This window comes from Sphingomonas sp. BK345 (assembly GCF_014193845.1).
Taxonomy (GTDB): domain Bacteria; phylum Pseudomonadota; class Alphaproteobacteria; order Sphingomonadales; family Sphingomonadaceae; genus Sphingomonas.
The window spans coordinates 496981-522357 of sequence record NZ_JACHZX010000002.1; the positions used below are offsets into that span (position 1 = coordinate 496981).

Genomic DNA, 25377 nt, shown 5'->3' on the forward strand with positions numbered 1-25377 from the left:
CCCGGGGCGCGGCGGTTTCGTTTGACTCGACGCCGGGCGCGCGCCTTACTGGAGGGATGCGGGCCACGCTCCGCGAATCCATCACGAATGCGTAACGGTAAGGAACGGGGTCTCTTCGCATGAACAAACAGGAACTGATCGCGCAGGTCGCGACGGCGGCCGGGCTCGGCAAGAGTGAGGCGAGCCGCGCGGTCGAGGCAGTGTTCGACGCGATCTCGACGAGCCTGAAGAAGGGGGATGAGGTGCGCCTGGTCGGCTTCGGCACCTTCGCGGTCAGCCGCCGCAAGGCGTCGACGGGGCGCAACCCGCGCACCGGCGAGCCGATGACGATCAAGGCGTCGAGCCAGCCCAAGTTCAAGGCCGGCAAGGTGCTGAAGGACTCACTCAATTAAGTGCTGGACAGGGCCGGCGCGCTCTCGTAGGTGCGCCGCTCCCGACGCGGATGGGCGCGTAGCTCAGCGGTAGAGCACACCCTTCACACGGGTGGGGTCACAGGTTCAATCCCTGTCGCGCCCACCATCCGACCGGCCCGAACGCCCCGCTCGTCCCAGTGACAGGCGGGGCTTCTCGTATGTGGCGCCTGTGTCCGTGAGCGATATACTCGGCCAGAGTGCGCCTGCATGAGCAGGAAACCGGCATCACGTGCACGTCACTGGTGGCTCTAGGTTCCTGCGTGCGCGGGAGCACGGCTCATCTGTGTGTCACAGGCAAGACAATCCAGAGGCTGGACGCTCGCGTAGGCCGGCCCGGGCTGCCGGCAACGGCCTAGTCCCACCTTGGGGCAAAATTGTCTCTGTCACGTAAGCGTAACGGAAACGACGCCGAACCGTCTCCGAAGACTCATTCAGCTGTCATCCTGCGCGCCTAGCGGCGCTGCTCAGGGAGCGAGCGGGCGCACACAGTTCGACTCGCCGCACCGGGCCCCAGCGCGGGGCTCGTCCTAACAGGGAGTGAGTCATGGTCAGCTTCAGCCGTCGCAGCAAGTTCCTGCTGGCGACCTCCGCCACGTTGTTCCTCGCCTCGTGCGGCGCGGACGACGTCGCCTCGCCGGGCGCCGGCAGCCTGCCGATCACGATCGTTCAGCCCGCGCCGACTCCGACTCCGACCGGCACCGCCACGCCGACCGCGCTCACCAACGCGCAGATCGCGCTGGCAACGACTGTGAACAGCATCAGCATCACCGCCGACGAGCAGGTGGCGATCCTCAACGCCGGCCAGAACAACAATCTGCAGGGCTTCGGCAACACGCTCAACGGCGTATACCCGGTCAGCGGCACCTCGCTGGCGACCGCGAGCAACCCGCAGACGGTGCTCGGCAACACCAGCTTCATCCAGAACACCAGCTATGTCGGCGCGCTGAGCGGCCCCAACGACGCGGCCTTCTCGGGCTGGACCTGCAGCTCGACCGCGGCGAGCTTCCTCAACAGTGCGAGCTGCACCGCGGTGCCGTCGATCGGCAGCGGCACGGCAGCGGCGTCCTGCCCGACCGGCCTCACCGATGACGGCGTGAATTCGAGCAGCGCGCCGACATTCCGCTACTGCCGCCTACCGCAGGTCATCACCGCTGACCTCACACTCGCGAAGATCCCGGGTCTCGTTTACCGCTTCCGCGGCCAGACCGAGGTGGGTGATATCAACGCCGCCACCGGCGTAACGCTGACGATCGCGCCGGGCGTCGTGCTCGCCGCCGACTCGTCGGAGGCGTCGAACGATCTGCTGCTCGTCAACCGTGGCAGCAAGCTCAACGCGGTGGGGACTGCCGACGCGCCCATCATCTTCACGGCGCAGCAGAACCTTGCCAGCAACGGCGTGTCGGACGCGACCCAGGGGCTGTGGGGCGGCGTTGTCCTGCTCGGCCGTGCGCCCACCGCGGTGTGCGCGGCGGGCACCGGCCCGAACGACGCCAGCGGCAGCTCGCCGACCTGCCAGCAGGCGATCGAGGGCGTCACCGGCCGCTTCTACGGCGGCACCAACCAGGCGGACAGCTCGGGCACGCTCCAGTACGTCCAGATCCGCTATACCGGGATCGCGATCAGCGAGGGCAACGAGCTCCAGGGCCTGACGCTCGGCGGCACCGGCTCGGGCACGACAATCGACCACGTCCAGAGCCACAATTCCTCGGACGACGGCGTCGAGATCTTCGGCGGCGCCACCAATCTGAAGTATTTCGTCGTGACCGGCGCCGATGACGACGGGTTCGACGTCGACAACGGCTGGCGCGGCTTCATGCAGTTCATCATCGCGGCGCAGAAGGCGTCGGGCTCCACCGCGGACTCCTTCGCCACCGAGATCGACTCGAACAACGCCGAGGACCTGCTGCCGCGCACCTACGGCCGCTACGCCAACTTCACCTTCATCCAGACCAACTCGGCACCCGCGGCGATCCGCCTGCGCGGCGGTGCGGACTTCGCCTTCGTCAACGGGGTGGTGAAGTCGGCGGCGGGTGCGGCGTGCGTCAACATCATCGCCGGCGAGGGCTCGGGGGCGGGTCGCACCACGATCCGCGCCGCGGACAGCGCGCTGCAGGATGTCGGGCCGCCGACCTTCAACTCGATCTACTTCCAGTGCCAGGGCCGCTGAGGCGCCACCGGCCCTCGAGATGCTCGGCGGAGCCCGGGGAGCGCCTTCCGGCGCCGCCCCGGGTCCGCTCATAGAAACAGACTGGATCCTTCCGCCATGCGCCAGCGCACCTATGCCTCGCTCCTTCTCCTGACGACCACGTTGGTCGCCCCCGCGGCGCTGGCGCAGGTCGCGCCGCAGACCGGCACGCCCACCACCTCGGCGCCCGCCGGCCCACCGCCGACGAGCACCACCACCAATCCCGCCGGCGCGCCGACGCCGCAGGACCAGGCCACCGCCACCGCGACGCCCGGTACGGAGCAGGGCGCCGACACCGCGGCCGACGAGCCCCAGGCCGAGGTCTCCGCGCCGGGGCTCGACGCCAGCGGGGGCGGCGACATCGTCGTGGTCGGGCGCAATATTCCCAACACCATCCGCGCCACCGCGCAGGTCGTCAGCGTCCTCTCCAGCGCCGACATCGCGCGCACGGGTGAGGGCGACATCGCCGGCGCGCTGACCCGCGTCACCGGCCTGTCGGTGGTCGGCAACGGCTATGTCTTCGTGCGCGGGCTGGGCGACCGCTACTCCTCGGCGCTGCTCAACGGCTCGCCGCTGCCGAGCCCCGAGCCGCTGCGCCGCACCGTGCCGCTCGATATCTTCCCGACCACGGTGGTCGGCTCGGCGCTGGTGCAGAAGACCTATTCCGCCAATTATCCCGGCGAATTCGGCGGCGGCGTCATCAACCTGACGACCAAGGCGATCCCCGACGAGAATTTCTTCACCGTCGGCGCCTCGGGCGGGATCGACACCGAGACCACCGCCAAGCTGGGCTACACCTTTTTCGGCTCCAGGACCGACTGGCTCGGCTATGACGGCGGCGAGCGCAACGTCCCCGACTTCATCAAGCAGGCGCCGACCGGCAACGGCGTGATCCCGAGCGCGCAAGTGCTCCAGCTGTCCAACGCGCGCACCACCCTGCTCCAGCGCACCACCGACACGCCCGCCAATTACTCGGGCAGCATGGACCTTGGCGTCACCGGCGACATCGGCGGAACCCGCGTCGGACTGATCGGCAGCCTGGGCGTGTCGAACACCTGGCGCACGCGGGACGCGACGCAGCAAGACACGGTCAGCGTCGACGGCACGCTGCGCAACGACTTCCAGACCGTGATCACCGACAATCGCGCGGTGGTGAACGGGCTGCTCGGCTTTGGCGCCGAGTTCGGCGAGAACAAGGTGCGCTGGACCAACGTCTATATTCACGACACGCTGAAGCAGGGCCGCGCCTCGGGCGCGACCGTGTACAACAACTCGAGCGGTAACCCGCTCTTCCAGCAGAACACCAACTGGTTCGAGCGCAAGCTGATCGAGACCCAGCTGGTGGGTGAGTTCAAGCCGATCACCGATCTGTCGATCGACGTGCGCGGCGCCTATGCCAACACGCAGCGCAACTCACCCTATGAGCGTCAATTCATCTATCTCTGCAACACCAGTCTGACCGACCAGACCGGCGACGTGCCGGTCAGCGACCGCGGGCTCAACTGCCCGGGCGCGTGGCAGGCGACCAACGCGTTCGACCGTTTCGCCACGGTGGTGTTCAGCGAGCTCAACGAGGATCTCTACTCGGGGCAGGCGGACGTAGCCTATAAGATCCCGGGCGAGCGCCCGATGACGGTGTCGGCGGGCTATTATTTCTCCGAGAACGACCGCACCTCGACGCGTCTGCCGTTCGTCTACCAGACCGCCACCGGCGGCGCGATCCCGTTCCCGTGCAACCTGCTCCGGCCGGACTACCTGCTCTCGCCCGACGTAGTGAACGGTTGCCCGACCCCGATCTCGGGCAACCCGGCAGACACCGCGGTGCAGCTGCGCTTCGACGCGGGGCAGAACGGCTCGTACGAATATGATGCGCTGCTGCGCGTCCACGCCGGTTACGCCCAGGTCGAGGCGGAGGCGCTCGACGGCCTGCGCGCGATCATCGGCCTTCGCTACGAGACAGCGACCCAGCGAGTCACACCGATCAACGCCACTTCGACGAGACTCAAGAACGATTACTTCCTGCCGGCGGCGACGATCACCTGGAACTTTGCCAGCAACCAGCAGCTGCGCCTCGCCGCCTCGAAGACGATCGCGCGGCCGCAATTCCGCGAACTGGCACCGCAGGCCTTCCGCGACTTCGAGTCCGACCGCCTGTTCTTCGGCAACCCGCGGCTGAAGGACTCGGAGCTGTACAACCTCGAGGCACGCTACGAGTGGTTCTTCGCACGCGACCAGCGTGTCACGCTGGCGGGCTTCTACAAGCGGATCGACAATCCGATCGAGCAGGTCGGCTTCTTCCCGACCCCCGACGCGCGGCTTCAGACCGGCTTCACCAACCTGCCCACCGCCAAGCTGTACGGCGCCGAGGTCGAGGCGCAGAAGTACGTCCCGCTCGACTTCCTGTCGGCGGGCATGGCGGGCAAGCGCGCGGTGCTGATCGCCAATTATACGTGGACGTACTCGGCGATCACCGCCGATGGCAGCTGCGTGCCGGGCGTGCTCGAGGGAACGACGCTGGGCGGCTGCCAGGCCAATTTCGCGCCGGCGCGCTCGCTGTTCCGCGACGGTGCGCCGCTCACCGGCCAGTCGGATCATCTCGTCAACCTGCAGCTGGGCTACGAGGACACCGAGAACGGCACGCAGGCGACGCTGCTGTTCAATTATGCCAGCGAGCGCGTCACCAATCGGGGCCCGTCCTTGCTCGACGGCTCGGGCTTCCAGCCCGACATCATCGAGAAGCCCGGCATCCGGCTCGACTTCGTGATGCGCCAGCAGGTTCAGCTGGTTGGGCAGAAGGTCGAGATCAAGGCGGAGGCGCGCAACCTCACGGGCACGCGCTACCAGGAGTTCCAGACCTTCGACGGCGGCAACCGGGTTGACATCAACCGCTACCGGCTGGGTCGGTTGTTCACGCTCGGCGCCAGCGTGAGCTTCTGATCCGTTTCGGCGGCCGGCGATATCAAGCGCCGGCCGCCCGTCAGATCCAGGGTCGCTCGCGAAACCATTTGGTGATGACGTACTTCACCCCGGCGCGCACCTTCATGCCGTGATGGAGCGTGGCGGGGTTGGGCGTGTCGTCCGGGCGGCGATTGTTCCAGCATACCAGTTTGCCGGACTCGGGCTGGATGGTCTTATCGATCGCCTTGAACCGCGTCGCGCCTCCCGCCTCGGGCGCGTTCAGATAGACCATCATCGTCCAGGTCCGGTTGCCCGCCACGTTGCAATAGCGCGCGAAGTCGGCACCGGTCGGCTCGAAATAATCGGTGTGCGCCTTAAACTCCTGGCCGATCGCGTAGCGCTGTCCTTGAAGCGGCTCGCCATGCCGCAGGTCGAGCCCGGCGAAATCGGCGAGGCGCCGGTTGATCGCGGCGACGAGCGGATCGTCGTCGCGCAGGTCACACGTCTCGCTGGTGCGGAAGGCGGTGTCGCCGTTCGGGTCGGCGATGGTCGAGGGTCGCCGGTCCGCGTCGATCAGCTCGATCAGCGCGGCACATTCGTCGGCGCTGAGAAAATCACGCCGGATGAACAATGTCAGCTTGGGCGAGGGGACGCGCTGGATCAGCGGCTGCGCACTCAGTCGCGCGATGATGGGGTCGGACGCCATGGGCCTGCTATATTCCACCTGAAGCAAGTCGAACCAGCCACAGAAATATTACACAAGCCGCCGACGCCGATGTAACAGGGTTATCGTGGTGGCGCAGGGAGTTCAGCCGAGCGCATGCGTTTGAAGTTCGACGCCCGGGCACGGGCGATCCTGCGGCGGTTGCCGGTGGTGAACGCTTACTCGGCGGTCGAGCTGCTGCTGCTCGCCGGGCTCGCGGTGCAATGCGCGCGGCTGATGTGGGTGATCGTGACTCCGGTGTCGCCGCTCGGCGCCTGGGTGCCAACCGGCCCGACGATCCCGGTCGATCCCGCCGGTGTGCTCGGCAGCATCGACCCCTTCTACCGGGTGAGCGGCGCGCAGGCGGCGCAGGGGCCCGCGGTGGTCACCTCGCTTCAGCTCACCTTGTTCGGCACGCGGATGGATGACGCGCAGGCGCGCGGCGCAGCGATCCTGGCGGGGCCGGACGGGTTGCAACGCAGCGTCAGCGTCGGCGAGGAGGTCGTGCCCGGCGTGGTGCTGCGCGACGTGGCCTTCGACCATGTCACGCTCGAGCGCGGCGGCGCGCGCGAGGACCTGTTCCTCGACCAGTCGACCAAGCCGAGCGCCGACGTGCCGCCAAGCGGTGTCGCCCCCGCTGCCATGCCGGGCCCGGATCCGCGCGTGCCGCGCGACTCCGACGCCGGCGGCGGCGCGATGTCGCCGGACCGGCTGCGCACCGACATCACCGCCATTCCGCAGATCGAGGGTGGGCGCGTCGTCGGGCTGACGGTACGCGGGCAGGGCGGCAACGCCTTTCGCGCGTCGGGGCTGCGCGATGGCGACGTCGTCACCCAGGTCGCCGGTCGCCCGGTGTCCGGCCCGGCCGACCTCGACCAGTTCACGCGCGAGCGCGCCCCCGGCGGCGCGGTCCCGGTCACCGTCCAGCGCAACGGCCAGACCGTCGCCCTCTCCATTCCGGTAAAATGATGAAGCGTTCCAACGTCCTCCTCGCTCCTCTCGCGCTCGCTGCCGCGGCGCAGCCCGTGCTCGCGCAGACCACCCTCAACGTGCGCGACGCCGACATTCGCGCCTTCATCGCCGACGCCGCCAAGGTGACGGGACGGACGTTCATCATCGACAATCGCGTGCAAGGGAAGGTGACCGTGGTCACCGACCGGCCGCTGTCGCGCTCCGAATATCTCGAGGTGTTCCTCTCGACGCTGCGTGCCAACGGCCTGGTCGCGGTACCGAGCGCCAACGGTGCCTTCCGCGTCCAGCCGATCGACAATGCGGCGAGCCAGCCGGGGCGGATCGGCCTCGCCGGGGCGCCGCGCAACCAGCTCGTCACCGAGATCATCCGGCTGCGCTCGGTGGATGCCGCGCAGGCGGTCGACACCGTACGTCCGCTGGTCAGTGCACAGGGGTCGGTGACCGCGAACCGTGGCGGCAACAGCCTGGTGGTGGTCGACTTCGCCGACAACGTCCGGCGCGTGCGCGAGGTGGTGCGGCGGATCGACTCGGACACGTCGGCGACGCGCATCATCCCGCTCAAGAACGCGCGCGCCAGCGAGGTCGCGACCGCGCTCCAGGGGCTGATCGGCGGGAGCGGCGGTGCCGCGTCGCCCTCCGGCGGCGCCTCGGCGGTGGCGATCGAGAGCTCCAACGCTGTGGCGCTGCGCGGCGACCCGCAGACGGTCGCGCGGCTGGCGGCACTGGCGCGCGAGCTCGACCAGAGCGCGCGCAACGCCACCGAGATCCGCGTCGTCTTCCTCGAGAATGCCGACGCCAACCAGCTGCTGCCGGTGCTTCAGCAGCTCGTCGGCCAGGCGCCCGACGCGATTGAGGAGCAGGCGCTCACCCGTTCGGGGCTGAGCAGCTCGAGCACCGGCTCGACCGGCGTCGGCGCGACGCCGCAGCCCGCCACGCGCTCGCGCCCGACCCAGTCGACGACGCAGCAGTCGGGCAGCCAGCCGCAGCAGGCCGCGATCACCGGGCAGGGCAATCGCACCGCCGCGGTGGTGACCCGCTATGCCGGCGCCAACGCGATCGTGATCGCCGCGCCCGCCGATATCCAGCGCCAGCTGTCCGACGTGGTGAAGCAGCTCGACCAGCGCCGCCAGCAGGTACTAGTCGAGGCGATCGTCGCCGAGGTGTCGGATTCGACGGTCAACCAGCTCGGCGCGCAGTTCATCCTCGGCAACCTCGACGGCGGCGCCTTCGCGGCGTCGACCTTCAGCAACTCGGCGCCCAACATCCTCCAGATCGCCGGCGCGATCGGCGCGCGCGAGCTGGCGAGCTCGACCACCACGACGATCGCCAACGGCGTCACCACCACGGTGACCAACAACACGCCGTCGGACACGCTGACCCAGTCGGCGATCCAGTCGATCATCGGCTCGTCGGGCGGGTTCGGCGGCTTCGGCGGGCAGATCGGCAGCACCGTCTTCGGCGCGATCATCAACGCCGTGAAGCGCGACAACACGTCGAACTTGCTCCAGGTGCCGCAGATCATGACGATCGACAACCAGGAGGCGCACACGCTCGTCGGCCAGGAGATCCCGATCACCACGGGCGAGGCGCTGTCGAACAATTTCGACAACGCCTTCCGCACCACGCAGCGGCAGAATGTCGGCATCGGGCTGGACGTGCGCCCGCAGGTGAACTCCTCGGGCACGATCAAGATGAACCTCCACCTCGAGGTCAGCTCGATCGCGGGGCCGGTGTCGAACAACAACTCCGACCTGATCCTCAACAAGCGCGAGGTCGAGACGGTGCTGACCGTCGACGACGGCGCGATCGGGGTGATCGGCGGGCTGCTCTCCGACGAGGAACGCCGCACGATCGAGAAGATCCCGCTGCTCGGCGACATTCCGCTGCTCGGCAATCTTTTCAAGTCGCGCGCCAAGAGCCGGTCGAAGACCAATCTGATGATCTTCATCCGCCCGACCGTGATCCGCAGCGCGGCCGACAACCGTCGCGTCACCGAGCAGCGCTACGGCTATCTCCGCCTCCAGCAGGCCGCGCAGGAGCCGTTGTCCGAGCCGTCGATCGACACGCTGGTGCGCGATTACATGGGCGCCGCGCCGCCGCTGCCGCCGGCGGGCCAGCCCGGCAGCATCGAGGACCCGCGCGTCGCGGTGCCGGTCTATCGCAACTCGACCACCGTCATTCCCGGAGGAGACAGGCGCCAGTGATCGTGCGCACCGGAGCCGAGATCGACGCCGCCGCGGCGCCGCTGCCGCCGCCCGGTGATGGGGTGACGGTGCCGTCCGCGGTGCTGCCGCCGGCGGCGCTGCCCTACTCCTTCGCGCGCAAGTTCGGCGTGGTGCTCGACCAGGGCGGGACGGTCGGCACGCCCAAGGTGGCGCTGCGCGAGGGCGCGGACCCGCGCGCGCTGATCGAGGTACGTCGTGTGATCGGTCGAGCCTTCGACGTGGCGGTGGTGCCGGTCGCGGCATTCGACCGGCTGCTCAGCGACAATTACGCGATGGACGGCCAGGCCACCGCCGCCGCCGCGGTCGGCATGGGCGACGAGCTCGACCTGCTCGCCGAGGGGCTGCCCACCGCGGAGGACCTGCTCGACACCGCCGACGACGCCCCCGCGATCCGGCTGATCAACGGTATCATCGCCGACGCCGCGCGCAACGGCGTGTCGGACATCCATATCGAGCCGTACGAGACCGGTCTGGTGGTGCGGATGCGCATCGACGGCGTGCTGCGCGAGACGTTGCGGATGCCGCCGCACGTCGCACCGGTGGTGGTGAGCCGCATCAAGGTGATGGCGCGGCTCGACATCGCCGAGCGGCGCGTGCCGCAGGACGGGCGCATGGGGCTGACGCTCGGTGGCAAATTGCTCGACGTCCGGGTCTCGACGCTGCCCAGCCGCGCCGGCGAGCGCGTGGTGCTGCGTATCCTCGACAAGGAGAATGCGGGGATCGACCTCGACGCGCTCGGCATGACCGCGCCGATGTACGCTTTGCTGCGCGAGGTGATCGCCGAGCCCAACGGCATCGTGCTCGTCACCGGCCCGACCGGCAGCGGCAAGACGACGACGCTCTACGGCGCGCTGCGCCTGCTCAACGACGGCAGCCGCAATATTTTGACGGTCGAGGACCCGGTCGAATATGCGGTCGAGGGGGTCGGCCAGACCCAGGTGAACAGCAAGGTCGGGCTCACCTTCGCCGCCGGGCTGCGCGCGATCCTGCGCCAGGACCCCGACGTGGTGATGGTCGGCGAGATCCGCGACCGCGAGACCGCCGAGATCGCGGTACAGGCCTCGCTGACGGGGCATCTCGTGCTCTCCACCGTCCATACCAACGACGCGGTCGGCGCGATCACCCGCATGCGCGACATGAAGGTCGAGCCGTTCCTGCTCGCCTCGACCCTGCGCGCGGTGATCGCCCAGCGGCTGGTGCGGCGGCTGTGCGCCAACTGCCGCCACGCGGTGCGCGCGAGCGAGACGGTGGCGCCGCTGCTCGGGGTCGATCCGGGCGCGACCGTGTACGAGGCGGTCGGCTGCGAGCAGTGCAACCGCACCGGCTTCCGCGGCCGCGTCGGCGTGTTCGAGGCGGTGCGCGTCGACGCGGTGGTGCGCCGCATGATCAACGAAAGCGGCGATGAGGACGCGATCGCGCGCCACGCCTTCGCGCAGAGCGACACGCTCGCGATCGCGGCGCGGAGGCTGGTGGAGAACGGCCAGACCACCGCGGAGGAGGCGGTGCGCGTGTCGCGCAGCGAGAACGCCGACGCCGCCGAGGTGGCCATCACCGATGCGTGAGCGGGTGGGCCGCGGCCTCACATCCTCCCCGTCATCCCCGGGACGGCGGGGATCCAGACGCGCGGACATCCGGGATAGTTTCGCGACGTCAGCGTATATGGATCCCCGCCTGCGCGGGGATGACGTTGGGAGGGGAAGCAAGCCGGTGCGGCTCAGCGAGCGCCCGTCCCGATACCAAGCGGCTCTTCATGGCTGACTTCGACTATCTCGCGATCGACACGCGCGGCAACGAGATGCGCGGGCATGTCGCCGCGGCCGATCTCGCCGCTGCGCGCGCGACGCTCGACCGCCGCCGCCTCTACGTGGTGCGGATCGAGCCGGGCAGCGCGCCTGCGACGCGGCAGCGCCCACTGTTCGGACTCGAGCTCGGCCGCGCCAAGATGTCGGGCAAGCAGCTGACGCTCTTCACGCGCCAGCTCGCCACGCTCAACCGCGTCTCGCCGCTGGAGGAGTCGCTCCGCACCATCACGCGCCAGACCGAGCAGGAGAGCGTACGCGCGATCGTCCAGACGGTTCACACCGGCGTCGTCGAGGGACGCCGGCTCGCCGACGCGATGGCGCGCGAGCCGAAGAGCTTCCCGCCACTCTACCGCGCGATGGTCGCCGCGGGCGAGAGCTCGGGGACGCTGCCCGAGATCATGGAGCGGCTCTCCACCTTGCTGGAACGGCAGGCGGAGATCCGCGGCAAGCTGCTGACCGCGATGGCCTATCCCAGCGTGCTGTCGGCGGTGGCGTTCAGCGTCGTGATCGCGCTGATGACCTTCGTGGTGCCGCAGGTGGTCGAGCAGTTCGACACCGTGGGCCAGCAGCTCCCGCTGCTCACGCGCATGATCATCGCCTTGTCGGATCTGCTGGTCGGCTGGTGGTGGCTGTTGTTGCTGATCGTCGTCGCGACGGTCGGCGGTGCCGTCATCGCGCTGCGCCAACCGCCGATCCGGCTCGCCTTTGACACGTGGCTGCTGCGCGTACCGCTGATCGGGCGGCTGCTGCGCGACCTCCACGCCGCGCGGATCGCGCGCACGCTCTCGACCATGGTCGCCAGCCGGCTGCCCTTGCTAGAGGGGCTGACGCTCACCGCCGGCACGATCCACAATCGGCGGCTCAAGGCCGCGTCCGACGAGATCACCGAGTCGATCCGCGGCGGTGGCAGCCTCTCCACCGCAATGCGGCGCACCGGCGTGTTCCCGCCCTTGCTCGTCTATCTCGCCGCGAGCGGGGAGGCGGCGGGGCGGCTCGACGAGATGCTCGAGCGCGCCGCCGACTATCTCGAGCGCGAGTTCGACCGCTTCACCGCCACCGCGCTGTCGCTGCTCGAACCTTTGATCATCGTTGTGATGGGCGCGATCGTCGCCACGATCGTGCTGTCGATCCTGCTCCCCATCCTCCAGCTCAACACCTTGGCCGGCCAGTGAGACTCCTGATGCACACCAAACAGACCCAACGCCGCAAGAAGAAGAACGGCTTCACCCTCGTCGAGCTGATGGTGGTGATCGTGATCATCGGCCTGCTCGCCACGATCGTCGCGCTGAACGTGCTGCCCTCGGGCGACACCGCGCGGATTCAGAAAGCCAAGGCCGATATCGCCACGATCGAGCAGGGACTGGAGCTCTACCGCCTGCAGATCGGCAGCTACCCGACGACGTCGCAGGGCCTCCAGGCGCTGGTGACCGCGCCCGCGGGCGCCGACGCGGCGCGCTACCAGGCCGGCGGTTACGTCAAGAAGCTGCCCAAGGATCCGTGGGGCCGCGACTATCTCTATGCCTCGCCGGGCCAGCACGGCGCCGCCGACGTGTGGACCCTGGGTGCCGACGGCAAGGACGGCGGCGAGGGGATCGATGCCGATATTGGCTCCTGGCAGTAAGCGCGGGCCGGCTCGGGTAGCGGCGCATGGCGCGCATCGCGAGCGTCGCGCGCGGAAGGTCCGCGCCTTCTTCACACGCCTCCGTCATCCCGGATTTGTTCCGGGATCCACCGGTCCGCGTATCCCGGAGCCGCGGCTCCTGCGCAACGGTGGTTCCCGGAACGAGTCCGGGATGACGGTGGGGTGCAGGGCAGTCGTCGAGACAAACGCACCGGGCGCGAGCCTTGAGAAGCACCCCACCACCAGCGGCTTCACCCTGATCGAGCTCATGGTCGTGATCACCGTGATCGGCCTCGCCTCGGCCGCGGCGGTGCTCGCCATGCCCGACACCCGCGGCCGGCTGACCGACGAGGCGGCGCGCTTCGCCGCCCGCGCGCGCAGCGCGCACGACGCCGCGATCGTCGAGTCGCGGCCCGTCAGCCTGTGGGTGACCGAGACCGGCTACGGCTTCGACCAGTGGCGTGGTGGACGCTGGACGCCGATGGAGCCGCCCCTCGGGGTCGAGCAGTGGCGCCCCGGCACCGCGGCGGCGGGACTGGTGCGCGAGCGCGTCACCTTCGACACCACCGGATTGGCGGACCGCCCGCTGACGATCACGCTGACGCGCGAGGGCGCGCGCACCGATGTCGTGATCGAGCCCGACGGGCGCGCGCATGTCGCGGGCTGAGCGCGGCTTCACGCTGATCGAGATCATGGTGGCGCTGGCGGTGTTCAGCCTTGCAGCGCTCGCGCTGATCCGGCTGGAGGGTCAGACGATCCGCTCGACCGGCGCCCTCTCCGCCACGCTGCTCGCGCAGGCGGTGGCGCGCAACGTCGCGATCGAGGCGGTGACCGACGCCGAGCCGCCGGTGCGCGGGCGCTCCTCCGGCGTGGAGCAGAACGGCGGCCGCGCCTGGACCTGGGTGCGCCAGGTACAGCCGCTCGGCGACGGCGACGTGATGCGGGTCGATGTCAGCGTCAGCGATCCCGGCGGTGCGGTGCTCGGCCGCATGACGATGGTGCGGCCCCCTGCGCCAGCGCTGTCGGTGGACGTGGCGGGATGAGCGCGCGCCGCGACGCCGGCTTCACCTTGGTCGAGGTAATGATCGCGCTGATGATCTTCGGCATGATCGCGGCCGCGGGCGTCGCGTTGCTCGCCTTCAGCGTGCGCGCGCAGGGAGCCAGCGAGGTCGCGCTCGACGACACCGGCGCGCTGAGCCGGCTCTCCTCGATCCTCACCGCGGACCTCGCCCAGGCCCAGGATCGCAACACGCGTGACGTGAACGGCGTGCTGCTGCCCGCCTTCAGCGGCGACGCCGCCGCGATGCCGCTGCTGCGGCTGGTCCGCGCCGGCTGGAGCAACCCCGATCAGGCACCGCGCGCCGAGTTGCAGAAGGTGGAGTACCGCCTCGCCGGCGACGGACTCGAGCGAGTCGCCTATCCGGCGCTCGACGGCGCGGCGGCGCTGCCGCCTGCGCTGCTGCTCGATCGCGTGCGCACGGTGCAGCTGCGCTTCCGCTACCGCGGCGCCTGGAGCGATACCTGGCAGGGCAATCCGCGCGCCGCGCTGCCCCAGGCGGTGGAGCTGGTCGTGACCCGCGCCGACTCACGGCTGTATCGACTGTTGTTCCTCGTGGGCACCGGCGCGGGGCGCGTACAGGAGAGCGGCGGCGGATCGCCGGGGGGGGCCGCTGGCGGTGGTGCGGTGTCGCCGGGGATGGGCGCGCCGGCGCGGATGCCGGGAGGCGGCGATGCGGCCCGGTGAGCGCGGCGCGGCATTGCTGACGGTGCTGCTGCTCGTCGCGGTGATCTCCGTCATGGCGGCGAGCGCGCTCGAGCGGCTGCGGCTCTCGACCCGGTTGGCGGCCAACGCGGTCGCGCTCGATGCCGCGCGCGGCTACGCCTATGCCGCCGAGACGCTGGCGACCACGCGCGTGACGTCGCTGCTCAGCCAGGCGCGCGATCGGGTCGCCTTGACCGGGGGATGGAGCGGGCGCCCGTTCGGGCTGCCGATCCCGGGCGGCTCCGCGACGGCGCGCGTCACCGACGGCGGCAACTGCTTCAACCTCAACAGTCTCGTCCTGCGCGCGCCCGACGGCAGCTACGCCGTCAACATCGAGTCGCTCCAGCAATTGCAGCGGTTGGCGCGGCTGCTTCGTGTGCCCGACGGCGACCGCGTCGCCGCAGCGGCGGCCGACTGGATCGACAGTGACGATAGCCCGCTTCCCGGCGGCGCGGAGGACAGCGACTATCGCGGCTATCGCACCGCGGGCGTGCTGATGGCGGACGTCAGCGAGCTGCGCGCAGTGCGCGGCGTCACGCCCGAGGTGTATCGCACGCTGCGGCCTTACCTCTGCACCCTGCCGCTGGCGCAGCGCAACGTCTTCAACGTCAACACCCTGCTGCCCGAGCAGGCGCCGCTGCTGGCGATGCTGGTGGGCGAGTCGCTCAGCATCGAGGCGGCGCAGGGCGTGCTGCTGCGCCGGCCGCCCAACGGCTGGTCCAGCGTCGACCAGATGTGGGCCCAACTCTCCACCCAGAGCGGCGGCGCGTCGCAGATCGGCGCCGCGCAGTCGACCAGCGTCAAGACCGTGTGGTTCGCGCTGCGCGTCGACGTGACGCTCGGCACCGCCGAATTGCACGAACAGGGGCTGATCGACGCGCGGACCCTTCCCGTCCGGCTCGTGACGCGGCAATGGGGAGATGCGTCATGACCGCTGCCACGCTCCTCTTCCTTCCTCCCGCCGACGACCAGCCGTGGCGCTGGTGGCGGATTCGCGACGATCACGTCGAGCGCGAGGGCGAGGGCGTGCCCGCGCGCGACGAGGAGATGCCGGTGATCGCGGTCGCCCCCGCCGACGCGGTGACGCTCCACTGGGCCGAGCTGCCCGCGCGCTCGCCCGCGCAGGCGCTGGCCGCGGCGCGTGTGGTGGTGAGCGACGCCACCGCCGAGCCCGCGCAGGATCTCCACATCGCGGTCGGCGGCGAGAAGGGCGGCGAGCGCGCGATCGCGGTCGTGGCACCGGCGCGCATGGCGGCCTGGCTGGAGTCGCTCGCGCGTGCCGGGATCGACCCGGGCGCGATCGTTCCCGCGCCGTTGCTGCTGCCCGTGCCGGAGGAAGGCTATGTCGCCGCCGACCTGCCGGGCCAACGCGTCGTGCGCGGCCGCACCAGCGGCTGGGCCGACGAGCCACTGCTCACCGAGCTGATCACCGCGGGCGAGCGCCCGTCGCCGCTCGCGCGCGACGCGGTGCGCGCTGCCGCGGTCGCCTCGATCGCCGCGCCGGCGATCGACCTACGCCAGGGTGCATTCGCGCGGCGGCGCCAGCGCGCGGTCGACTGGGCGCTGCTGCGCCGCATGGCCGTGCTGGTCGGCTGTATCCTGCTGGCGACACTCGCGATCGATCTGGTGCGGATCCTGCGCTACTCGTTCGGCGCCGACGCGATCGAGGCACAGGCCGACACGGTGGCGCGCCAGGCGCTGCCGCGTGGCGCGAACGCCGGCGATTCGGCGCGACTGCTCGGCGAGCGGCTGACCCGGCTGCGCGGGCCGGGGCAGGGCTTCACCCGCACCGCCGCGGCGGTCTACGCGATCGTCGACGCGGTGCCGGAGAGCGAGGTTACCGCGCTCCAGTTCGAACCCAACGGTTCGCTGCGCGTGTCGCTCTCGCTCGCCGGTGAGGCGCAGGCCAACACGATCAAGCAGCGGCTCGCCGGCGCGGGCTTCACGGTGGAGTCGAGCGTGTTCCAGCAGGCCAACAACCGGCTCACCGGCGACATGACGGTGCGGCCGTGAACGCCGCGCGCGCCTGGTTCGAGTCGCGCTCGCTGCGCGAGCGGCGGCTGATCGCGGTCATGGTCGTGCTGCTCGTCGTGACGCTCGTCTGGGCGGCGGTAATCCTGCCGGTGCGCAACGGCCTCTCGTCGTCGCGCGCGCGCTACACCGACGCGGTGGTGCGGCTGGGCGCGGCGCAGAGCGGGCTCACCCAGGTCAAGTCGCTCCAGCGCCGCGGCGCCACTGCGCTCGGCGGCTCGCTCGCCGATGTTGTCCGCGCGCGCGCCGATGCGGCGGGCTTCGCTTTGGCCTCGCTCGATGTGGTCGCGCCCGATCAGGTCCGCACCTCGATCACCAGCGCGCGCGCCGGGGCGCTGATGCGCTGGGTCGCAGGGCTGGAGCAGGAGGGCATCCTGGTCGACTCGCTCAGCGTCACCGGCAGCGGCGCGGGCAGCGTCACCGCGCAGCTCAGCCTGCGGCAGCGGGGCGAGTGATGCGGATCCGGCTCGCTACCGGGCGCCGCGCGCTCTTCATCGCGCTGTTCGTGCTGGCGGTGCTGGCCTTCCTGCCGATGCGACTGGCGCTCGGCTGGGCCGGGCTCGACGCGCAGGGCTTCACCGCGCGGGAGGTGACCGGCAGCCTGTGGTCGGGCCGGCTGATCGAGGCGCGCTTCGGCGACATCGCGCTGGGTGATCTCGATGCCGGCGTGTCGCCGCTCGCACTGCTGATCGGGCGCGCCCGGATCGCGCTGGCCGGCGCGAGCGCCGACCCGTCGCGCCAGCTGTCCGGCACGGTCGAACTGGCGCGCAACCGCGCCGCGATCATCGGCGCGCGCGGGCCGCTGACGCCCGGCAACGCCTTTCGCCCGCTGCCCGTGACCGCGCTCGACCTCGACGACGTCACCGTGCGCTTCGTCGACTCGGCCTGCGAGCAGGCCGAGGGCCGCGTCCGCGCGACGCTGTCGGGGCAGTTCCTCGGCCAGCCGCTGCCCGGCGCGATCAGCGGCGCGGCGCGCTGTGATGCGGGCGCGCTGCTGCTGCCGCTGAGCAGCGGGGCGGGCGAGGGGGTCAACCTGCGGCTATGGGCCGACGGCCGCTACCGCGCCGAGCTGACGCTGGTGCCGACCGACCCGACGGTCGCGGCGCGGCTCGACGCCGGCGGGTTCGTCGCCAATGGGGTGGCCCGCACGTTCGCGGTGGAAGGAAGATTCTGAGCGCCTTGACGAGGGGCCACGCGCCCCGCTAGGGGACCGGCCTTCGCGGCGATCGTAGCTCAGTTGGTTAGAGCATCGGTTTGTGGTACCGAGGGTCGCGGGTTCAAGTCCCGTCGATCGCCCCATTTCTCCCTCATCTGCATTTCGCGCTGGCGTCGGCCGCCGGCTACGAATATTGCGCTACGCGGTAATATTCTGCTGCGCTTGACGGAGGCGTGATGACCTCGCTGTGGGACTATCCCGATTTCGACGCCCATGAAGGGCTCCACCTGTTCGCCGATCCGGCCTCCGGGCTCAAGGCAGTGGTCGCCGTCCACTCCACCGCGCTTGGGCCGGCGGCGGGCGGGGTGCGCTTCTGGCATTATGCCGATGATTCGCGCGCGCTCACCGACGCGCTGCGGCTGTCGCGCGGGATGAGCTACAAGAACGCGATGGCGGGTCTGGCGCTGGGCGGCGGCAAGGGTGTGGTGCTCGCGTCGCAGCCGGGCGAGACGATCAGCGAGGCGCAGCTGCGCGCCTTCGGCCGCGCGGTCGAGTCGCTCGGCGGGCGCTACGTCACCGCGGAGGACGTTGGCATGTCCGAGGCGCGGATGAAGGTGATCGCCGAGGAGACGCGCTACGTCTCCGGCCTTCCCGTGGCGCAGGGCGCGGCGGGCGGCGATCCCGGGCCGTACACCGCGCACGGCGTCTATCTCGGAGTCCGCGCCGCCGCCAAGCGCGGGCTCGGCAGCGATGACGTCAAGGGCGTCCGCGTGGCAATCCAAGGGCTCGGCTCGGTCGGTGGCGGACTCGCCAAGCTGCTCGCGCGCGACGGCGCGATGCTGACACTCGCCGACGTCGACCAGGCGCGCGCCGAGCGGCTGGCGGCCGAACTGGGCGCGACCGTGGTGGCGCCCGACGCGATCCTGAGCGCCGACGTCGACATCGTCAGCCCCAATGCGCTGGGCGCGATCCTGACGGAACAGTCGATCTCTACGCTCAAGGCGAAGATCGTCGCGGGCGGTGCCAACAACCAGCTCGCCACCGCTGCGGACGGGCGACGGCTTCATGACGCGGGCGTGGTCTACGCGCCCGATTACGTCATCAACGCGGGCGGGATCATCAACGTCGGGCTCGAGTATCTCGGGCACGGCGACGAGGCCGAGGTGATGGCGCGGATCGCGCAGATCCCCGGCCGGCTCGACCAGGTGTGGGACGAGGCCGCGGCGACGGGCGACCCGACGGCCGAGGTCGCGGACCGGATTGCGCGGCGGCTGATCGGGCGCGCGTGAGCGGGGAGGTGCGCCGTGTCACGCTGTGCGGCGCTCCCACTACCGTCATCCCGGACTTGGTCCGGGATCCTCTAGCCCCCGTACTCAGGCGCCGGTAGGTACGCGGCGCGGTGGATCCCGGACCAAGTCCGGGATGACGGATGGAGGGCGCGGGCCTCTGCCTTCGACCGGCCGACCTCCCGCCTCTCGCCAACTCTTTACCGCGCCAATCCCGCCGCCGCCCGCGCGCGCGCCTGGATCTCGGGCAGCGTGCCCTCGGTCACCCAGCTGCCGCCGACGCACAGCACCGGGTCGAGCGCGAGCCAGTCGGGCGCGCTCGCCTCAGTGATGCCGCCGGTCGGGCAGAAGCGGCACTGGTAGAAGGGCGCCGCCAACGCCTTGAGCGCCTTGATCCCGCCGCTCGTCTCGGCCGGGAAGAACTTGAAGTGCGACAGGCCCATGTCGAGCCCGCGCATGATGTCGCCGGCGGTGGCGACGCCGGGCAGCCAGGGAATGCCGCTCGCCTGGATGGTCTCACCCAGCTTCTGCGACAGGCCCGGCGAGACGATGAATTCGGCGCCCGCGTCCTTCACCTGCGCCACCTGCTCTGCGGTGACGACGGTACCCGCGCCGACGATCGCGCCGGGCACTTCCTTCATCGCGCGGATCGCGTCGAGCGCGGCGGGGGTGCGCAGCGTCACCTCCAGCACCTTGAGCCCGCCGGCGACCAATGCCTCGGCCAGCCCGCGCGCCTGCCCGGCGTCCTTGATCACCAGCACCGGGATTACCGGGCTGGTGCGCATCACGGTCTCGATGTCGCTCATGGTCTCACTGGTGCTCCTGCGCGAAAGCCGCCGCGGCGCCGAACAGGCCGGGCTGGGGATGGGTGATGAGCTTGACCGGGATCGCCGCCATCATCGACTGGAAGCGGCCCTTGGAGACGAAGCGCTGGTCGAAGCCCGAGCGCAGCAGCTTATCCTTGATCCGCAGGCCGAGCCCGCCGGCAATCACGACGCCCTGCGCGCCTTGCGCCAGCGCGAGGTCCCCCGCCACCGCGCCGAGCGCGAGGCAGAAACGGTCGAGCGCGGCGAGCGCGATCGAATCGGTGCCCTCCAGCGCCTCGGTCCAGATCGCCTTGTCGTCGCGGCGAAGCACCGCGCGGCCCTCGAGCTCGGCGAGCGTCTCGTAGATCGCGACGATGCCGGGACCGGCGACGATCCGCTCGGCGGAGACGCGCGTGTAGGTCTTGCGCAGCCGCTTCAGGATGGCGTCCTCGATGCCGTCGAGCGGGGCATAGTCCATGTGCCCGCCCTCGGTCGGCAGCACCGAATAGCGTCCGTCGCGCTTGAAGACCTGCGCCACGCCCAACCCCGTGCCGGGGCCGCAGACGGTGGTGACGCCGTCGCCGGGCAGCGGCGTCGCGGGGCCGCAAAGATGCTCGAAATCCTCGTCCGGCAGCTGCGCCACCGCATGCCCGATCGCGCCGAAGTCGTTGATGATGGTCCATTGTTCGGCGCCGAGCCGCTCCGGGATCAGCGACGGGCGGATCACCCACGGATTGTTCGTCAGGCGGATGACGTCGCCGGTGATCGGCGAGGCCACCGCGATCGCGGCGGCAGGGGGCAGCGTGCCGCCCTGGCGCGCGCGAAATGCCTCATAGGCGGTCTGGAGACTGGCGTGCTCGGCGGTCTTGAGCGTCACTGGCTCGCCGAGCGACTGGACGCGGCCGTTGTCGACCTCGGCGATGGCGAAGCGGGCGTGGGTGCCGCCGATGTCCACCGATACGATCTGCATGCTCTTCTCCCTCTCCCCGTCGCGCGGGCCAGCGGTCGCCGCGGCAGCCGCCGCGATGCCGCGCTCGTGCCCCTCTTCCCGCGGGAGAGGGCCGCGACGCTACTACAATCCGGCGCCCGCCAGTATCGCGCTGGCACCTTTCTCGGCCTCGTCGGCGAGTCCGCGGAACAGCCCGAACAGCTCGCGCCCCATGCCGCTGGCGGGGGGCGGTGCCACAGCGAGGGTGCGTGCCGCCCATTCGTCGGCGTCGACCAAGGCGGTGAGCGTGCCCGCCTCGGCGTCGACCCGGATCAGGTCGCCGTCGCGGATCAGCCCGATCGCGCCCCCACCCAGTGCCTCGGGCGAACAGTGAATCGCGCACGGAACCTTGCCGCTCGCGCCCGACATGCGCCCGTCGGTGACGAGCGCCACCTTGAAGCCGCGGTTCTGCAACACGCCCAACGGCGGGGTTAGTTTGTGCAGCTCGGGCATGCCGTTGGCGCGCGGACCCTGGAAGCGGACGACCACGACGACGTCGCGCTCCAGCTCGCCGTTGCGGAAGGCGGCGAGTACCTCGAGCTGGTCGGCGAAGACGCGGGCGGGCGCCTCGACCACCCAGCGCTCGCGCTCGACCGCGGACACCTTGATGCAGGCGCGGCCGATATTGCCCTGGAGGATGCGCATGCCGCCGTCGGGCGAAAAGGGCCGGTCGGCCGGGCGCAGGATGGTCTCGTCGCCGCTCGCCGGCACCGCCTGCCACGTCAGCTGCTCGCCCTCGATCATCGGGCGCTCGCCATAGGCGGAGAGATCGTCGCCGGCGACGGTCATCAGGTCGCGGTGGAGATAGCCGGCGCCGATCAGCTCGCGGATCACGAAGGGCATGCCGCCCGCCGCCTCGAACGCGTTCACGTCGGCCGAGCCGTTGGGATAGACCCGCGCGACGGTCGGCACCGCGGCGGAGAGCCGGTCGAAATCCTCCCAGTCGATCACGATGCCCGCGGCGCGCGCGATCGCGGGAAGATGGAGCAGGTGGTTGGTCGAGCCGCCGGTGGCGAGCAGCCCTACCGCGGCGTTGACGATCGCCTTCTCGTCGACGCAGGCGCCAAGAGGGCGGTAATCGTCGCCGTGCACGCCGATCGCGGCGAGCCGGTGGACCGCGGCGCGCGTCAGCTCCTGGCGCAGCTTGGTGCCGGGATTGACGAAGGCGGCGCCCGGCATGTGCAGCCCCATCACCTCCATCATCATCTGATTTGTGTTGGCGGTGCCGTAGAAGGTGCAGGTGCCCTGGGTGTGATAGGCCTGGATCTCGGCGTCGAGCAGCTCGTCGCGGGTTGCCTGGCCCTCGGCGAAGCGCTCGCGCACCGCCGCCTTGGCCTTGTTGGGCAGGCCCGAGGGCATCGGGCCGCCGGGGATCAGGATCATCGGCAGGTGGCCGAAGCGCAGCGCGCCCATCAGCAGCCCAGGCACGATCTTGTCGCAGATGCCGAGCAGCGCCGCGCCCTCGAAGGTGCCGTGGCTCAGCGCCACCGCGGTGCTGAGCGCGATCGTGTCGCGGCTGAACAGTGACAGCTCCATGCCGGCATAGCCTTGGGTGACGCCGTCGCACATCGCGGGCACGCCGCCTGCCACCTGCGCGGTGGCGCCGACCTCGCGCGCCCACACCTTCATCTGCTCGGGATAGCGGTAATAGACCGCATGCGCCGAGAGCATGTCGTTATAGGCGGTGACGAGGCCGATGTTCATCGCCTCGTGCCGCGTCGTCATCGCATCGCGGTCCTCGGGCGTGCCGGCATAGGCATGCGCGAGATTGGCGCAGCCGAGCCGCGGGCGGCCAATCCAGCCGTCACGCTCGCGCTCGATCAGCGAGAGATACGCCTGGCGGGTCGGGCGCGAGCGCTCGATGATCCGATCGGTGACGGCGCTGACGGCTGGATTCATGCTGCTACCTTCGGCTCGGGCGGGTTGTCGCGCGGCGGCGCGGTTGTGCGGCAGGGCCCTGCCGCACTCAAGTCCCGCGAGGTCGGAATACGTATGTGTGCGCTTCTCAGGCGGCCCAGTGAATGTCGACGGGCAGCTCGACGTCGGCGAGCACGCGGCCGATCGGATAAGGCGAGCCAGCGCCCTCCTTGATCGCGTCCTCGATTACCTTGCGCTTTGCGTCGCCGGTCACCGCGATCATCAGCGCGCGTGCGGTGGCGATCGCCTGGCGGCTGAGCGTGACGCGCGCCACCGGCGCCTCGGGTGGCAGCGGATCGGGCATGACGCCGAGCGCACGGCGCTCCTTCGGCCCGTTGAGCGCCTCGTCATAATCGGGGCCGGGGAAGATCGAGGCGGTGTGGCCGTCGCCGCCGACGCCGAGCACGCACAGGTCGAGTGGCCAGTGGAGGTCCTGCATCAGCGCGTCGGCGGAGCGGCCCGCCGCCTTATAGTCGTCGGTGGCCTTGGGCACGATCGGCATCACGCGCGCGCCCTTGGGTATGAAGATCTTGCCCAAAGCGGTGACGTTGGAGAGCGGGTCGCCGAGCGGGACGATACGCTCGTCGCCGGGGATGATCGTCACGCGCTTCCAGTCGAGCTTGGCTTGGGCCAGCTTCTCATAGGCGGGCAGGGGGGTCTTGCCGCCCGCCAAGGCGATCACCGCCGAGCCGCGCGCGTCGATCGCGCTCTCGACGACGAACTGGATGTCGCCCGCGACGGCGTCGGCCAGCTCGGCCGCGTCGTCATATTCCCACCATTCGATCTCGGTCATATCTCTCTCCGTCGCGACGCGTCGGGTCGCGCTGGTCGCCGCGCGGGTACGCGCCGGCAGGGTCGTCGCCCTGCTTTCGCAGGAAGTTCGGTCAGGTCAACCGAGCAATGCGGTGAGCGGGACGAGGGTCGGGGCTAAGCAACCGGTCTAGCGCGAGCCAACAACCCGGCGAATGCGGGGGGCCAGATGGGAGATGGCAGGTGGGACCCACGACAGCCTGCTCACATGGTCCCCAGCCTTCGCCGAGTCAGCGGCACGATGAGGCGACTCACGCTCCTGCGCAGGAAGAGCCCAGAGCCACGGGCGCACCGCTCGACAACCCTGGGTTCCTGCCTGCGCAGGAACACCGAACCTCTCAGTCGTCGTGCCAGCTCACGCCGTCGCGCTCGGTCAGTGCGATCGCGCCGGCCGGGCCCCAGGTTCCCGCGGCATAATGTTTCGGCTTGGTCTGCGCCGCGGCCCAGCCGGCGCGGATCGCGTCGATCCATTTCCACTGCGCCTCGACCTCGTCGCGGCGGACGAACAAGGTCTGATCGCCCTCGATCAGATCGAGGAGCAGCCGCTCATATGCGATGCGCCGGCGCGAGCCCGCGAACTGCGCGTCGAGGCTCAAGTTGAGCGGCACCTCGCGCAGCTTGATCCCCTCTCGGTCGAGCCCCGGCTCCTTGGTCATCACCAGCAGCTGGATATATTCCTCGGGCTGGAGGCGGATGATCAGCTTGTTGGGCTGGAGCAGCCCGCCGCGTCCCGAGAACATCGAGTGCGGCACCGGCTTGAACTGGATCGCGATCTCGCTGCGGCGCTTGGCCATGCGCTTGCCGGTGCGCAGGTAGAAGGGCACGCCCTGCCAACGCCAATTGTCGACGAACGCCTTGATCGCGACGAAGGTCTCGACGTCGCTGTCATAGCCGAGCTCGGAGTCGTAGCCGCGCACGACCTTGCCGCTGACCGCGCCCTCCTCATACTGGCCGGTGACGGTATAGCCCTGCACCTCCTCAGGCTTCATGTGGCGCAGCGAGCGGAAGACCTTGGCCTTCTCGTCGCGGATCGCGGTGCCGTCGTACAATGCCGGGGGTTCCATCGCGATCAGCGCGACCAGCTGAAGCACGTGGTTGGCCACCATGTCGCGCAGCGCCCCCGCGCCCTCGTAATAACCGGCGCGATCCTCGAGCCCCACCGTCTCGGCGATCGTGATCTGGACGTTGTCGATCCCCGTGGCATTCCAGATCGGCTCGAACATCGAGTTGCCGAAACGCAGCGCGAGGATGTTCTGCACCGTCTCCTTGCCGAGATAATGATCGATCCGGAAGATCCTGTCCTCGGGGAAGGCAGAGGCGACGGTGTCGTTGATCTCGCGGCTCGACTCGAGGTCGTAGCCGAGCGGCTTCTCCAGCCCGATCCGCACCGTGTCGCCCGCGAGGCCGACGCTCTCCAGCCCGCGCACCGCGGGCTCGAACAGCGAGGGCGCTGTGGACAGATAGATCGCCAGTCCGCTCGACACGTCGCCGATCTTGTCGGCGAGCGGCTGAAAGCTGTTCGGGTCGGACAGGTCGGCGGGCTGGAACTGGAGTCGCTGGAGGAAGCTATCGATCGCACTCGCGTCCTTGCGGTCGGCCGGCAGGAACTCGTCGAGCGCCTTGCGCGTGACGTCGCGGAAGGCGTTGTCGTCAAGGTCGCTGCGGGCCGAGCCGGTGATCGTCAGACCGGCGGGCAGCAGCCCGTCGGCGTGCAGCCCGTAAAGCGAGGGCAGCAGCATTCGCTTGGCGAGGTCGCCGGTCGCACCGAACAGCAGCAGCTTGCCCACCGGATTGCGCTCCAT

The 25377-nt window shown here is 70.2% G+C and carries 22 protein-coding genes and 2 tRNA genes; 18 read left to right on the top strand and 6 right to left on the bottom strand.

Annotation, left to right across the window (positions count from 1 at the left end):
- Positions 1-119 precede the first annotated feature (119 nt).
- The 4 genes from FHY03_RS07470 to FHY03_RS07485 all read left to right on the top strand — a co-directional run bounded on the left by FHY03_RS07470 (position 120) and on the right by FHY03_RS07485 (position 5535).
- Positions 120-392 (top strand): HU family DNA-binding protein, encoded by a 273-nt coding sequence (locus FHY03_RS07470; RefSeq protein WP_183920663.1) that lies wholly within the window; start codon positions 120-122, stop codon positions 390-392.
- Positions 393-444: 52 nt separating this feature from the next.
- Positions 445-519: transfer RNA gene (locus FHY03_RS07475), tRNA-Val, on the top strand.
- Between the two features lie 438 nt (positions 520-957).
- Positions 958-2580 (top strand): hypothetical protein, encoded by a 1623-nt coding sequence (locus FHY03_RS07480; RefSeq protein ID WP_183929791.1) that lies wholly within the window; start codon positions 958-960, stop codon positions 2578-2580.
- Positions 2581-2676: 96 nt separating this feature from the next.
- On the top strand, positions 2677-5535 hold the full coding sequence (locus FHY03_RS07485) for a TonB-dependent receptor domain-containing protein (protein WP_183929793.1): 2859 nt from the start codon (positions 2677-2679) through the stop codon (positions 5533-5535).
- A gap of 40 nt (positions 5536-5575) precedes the next feature.
- Here the strand turns inward: FHY03_RS07485 and FHY03_RS07490 are convergent, their stop codons facing one another.
- The gene (locus FHY03_RS07490) at positions 5576-6202 is read right to left on the bottom strand and encodes a 2OG-Fe(II) oxygenase (RefSeq protein ID WP_183929795.1); all 627 of its coding nucleotides are present in this window, start codon (positions 6200-6202) and stop codon (positions 5576-5578) included.
- Between the two features lie 114 nt (positions 6203-6316).
- Between FHY03_RS07490 and FHY03_RS07495 the strand changes: the two genes are divergently transcribed.
- From FHY03_RS07495 to FHY03_RS07560, 14 genes are all read left to right on the top strand, one after another.
- Complete coding sequence (locus FHY03_RS07495) at positions 6317-7168, top strand: type II secretion system protein N (RefSeq protein ID WP_183929797.1); 852 nt, start codon at positions 6317-6319, stop codon at positions 7166-7168.
- Entirely contained in the window at positions 7168-9375 is a 2208-nt protein-coding gene (gene gspD / locus FHY03_RS07500) for a type II secretion system secretin GspD (protein ID WP_183920658.1), read from the top strand. The genes FHY03_RS07495 and gspD overlap by 1 nt, the downstream gene beginning before the upstream one ends.
- A gap of 68 nt (positions 9376-9443) precedes the next feature.
- Positions 9444-10958 carry a GspE/PulE family protein gene (locus FHY03_RS07505; RefSeq protein ID WP_409314173.1) on the top strand — a complete coding sequence of 505 codons (1515 nt, stop codon included), beginning with the start codon at positions 9444-9446 and terminating at the stop codon, positions 10956-10958.
- A 188-nt stretch (positions 10959-11146) separates the two neighbouring features.
- Positions 11147-12370, top strand: coding sequence for a type II secretion system inner membrane protein GspF (gene gspF / locus FHY03_RS07510; RefSeq protein WP_183929799.1), 1224 nt, complete (start codon positions 11147-11149; stop codon positions 12368-12370).
- A gap of 8 nt (positions 12371-12378) precedes the next feature.
- Complete coding sequence (gspG, locus tag FHY03_RS07515) at positions 12379-12819, top strand: type II secretion system major pseudopilin GspG (protein WP_183920656.1); 441 nt, start codon at positions 12379-12381, stop codon at positions 12817-12819.
- 172 nt (positions 12820-12991) lie between these two features.
- On the top strand, positions 12992-13486 hold the full coding sequence (locus FHY03_RS07520; protein ID WP_183920655.1) for a GspH/FimT family pseudopilin: 495 nt from the start codon (positions 12992-12994) through the stop codon (positions 13484-13486).
- Positions 13473-13862 carry a type II secretion system minor pseudopilin GspI gene (gene gspI, locus FHY03_RS07525; protein WP_183929801.1) on the top strand — a complete coding sequence of 130 codons (390 nt, stop codon included), beginning with the start codon at positions 13473-13475 and terminating at the stop codon, positions 13860-13862. The genes FHY03_RS07520 and gspI overlap by 14 nt, the downstream gene beginning before the upstream one ends.
- Entirely contained in the window at positions 13859-14563 is a 705-nt protein-coding gene (gspJ, locus tag FHY03_RS07530) for a type II secretion system minor pseudopilin GspJ (RefSeq protein WP_183929803.1), read from the top strand. The genes gspI and gspJ overlap by 4 nt, the downstream gene beginning before the upstream one ends.
- A complete protein-coding gene (gene gspK / locus FHY03_RS07535; RefSeq protein ID WP_183929805.1) occupies positions 14550-15512 on the top strand; it encodes a type II secretion system minor pseudopilin GspK in 963 nt (320 codons plus the stop codon). Before gspJ ends, gspK begins: the two co-directional genes overlap by 14 nt.
- A complete protein-coding gene (gspL, locus tag FHY03_RS07540; protein ID WP_183929807.1) occupies positions 15509-16594 on the top strand; it encodes a type II secretion system protein GspL in 1086 nt (361 codons plus the stop codon). The genes gspK and gspL overlap by 4 nt, the downstream gene beginning before the upstream one ends.
- Positions 16591-17067 carry a type II secretion system protein GspM gene (gene gspM, locus FHY03_RS07545; protein WP_183920651.1) on the top strand — a complete coding sequence of 159 codons (477 nt, stop codon included), beginning with the start codon at positions 16591-16593 and terminating at the stop codon, positions 17065-17067. Before gspL ends, gspM begins: the two co-directional genes overlap by 4 nt.
- A complete protein-coding gene (gspN, locus tag FHY03_RS07550; protein ID WP_183929809.1) occupies positions 17067-17786 on the top strand; it encodes a type II secretion system protein N in 720 nt (239 codons plus the stop codon). Before gspM ends, gspN begins: the two co-directional genes overlap by 1 nt.
- A 48-nt stretch (positions 17787-17834) precedes the next feature.
- A tRNA-His gene (locus FHY03_RS07555) sits at positions 17835-17911 on the top strand.
- 93 nt (positions 17912-18004) lie between these two features.
- Complete coding sequence (locus FHY03_RS07560; protein WP_183920649.1) at positions 18005-19057, top strand: Glu/Leu/Phe/Val dehydrogenase family protein; 1053 nt, start codon at positions 18005-18007, stop codon at positions 19055-19057.
- Positions 19058-19254: 197 nt separating this feature from the next.
- Here the strand turns inward: FHY03_RS07560 and eda are convergent, their stop codons facing one another.
- The 5 genes from eda to zwf all read right to left on the bottom strand — a co-directional run bounded on the left by eda (position 19255) and on the right by zwf (position 25377).
- Complete coding sequence (eda, locus tag FHY03_RS07565) at positions 19255-19860, bottom strand: bifunctional 4-hydroxy-2-oxoglutarate aldolase/2-dehydro-3-deoxy-phosphogluconate aldolase (RefSeq protein ID WP_183920648.1); 606 nt, start codon at positions 19858-19860, stop codon at positions 19255-19257.
- A gap of 4 nt (positions 19861-19864) precedes the next feature.
- A complete protein-coding gene (glk, locus tag FHY03_RS07570) occupies positions 19865-20830 on the bottom strand; it encodes a glucokinase (RefSeq protein ID WP_183920647.1) in 966 nt (321 codons plus the stop codon).
- A 102-nt stretch (positions 20831-20932) separates the two neighbouring features.
- Positions 20933-22747 carry a phosphogluconate dehydratase gene (gene edd, locus FHY03_RS07575; RefSeq protein WP_183929811.1) on the bottom strand — a complete coding sequence of 605 codons (1815 nt, stop codon included), beginning with the start codon at positions 22745-22747 and terminating at the stop codon, positions 20933-20935.
- Positions 22748-22853: 106 nt separating this feature from the next.
- The gene (gene pgl, locus FHY03_RS07580; protein ID WP_183929813.1) at positions 22854-23558 is read right to left on the bottom strand and encodes a 6-phosphogluconolactonase; all 705 of its coding nucleotides are present in this window, start codon (positions 23556-23558) and stop codon (positions 22854-22856) included.
- Between the two features lie 355 nt (positions 23559-23913).
- Entirely contained in the window at positions 23914-25377 is a 1464-nt protein-coding gene (gene zwf, locus FHY03_RS07585; RefSeq protein ID WP_183920644.1) for a glucose-6-phosphate dehydrogenase, read from the bottom strand.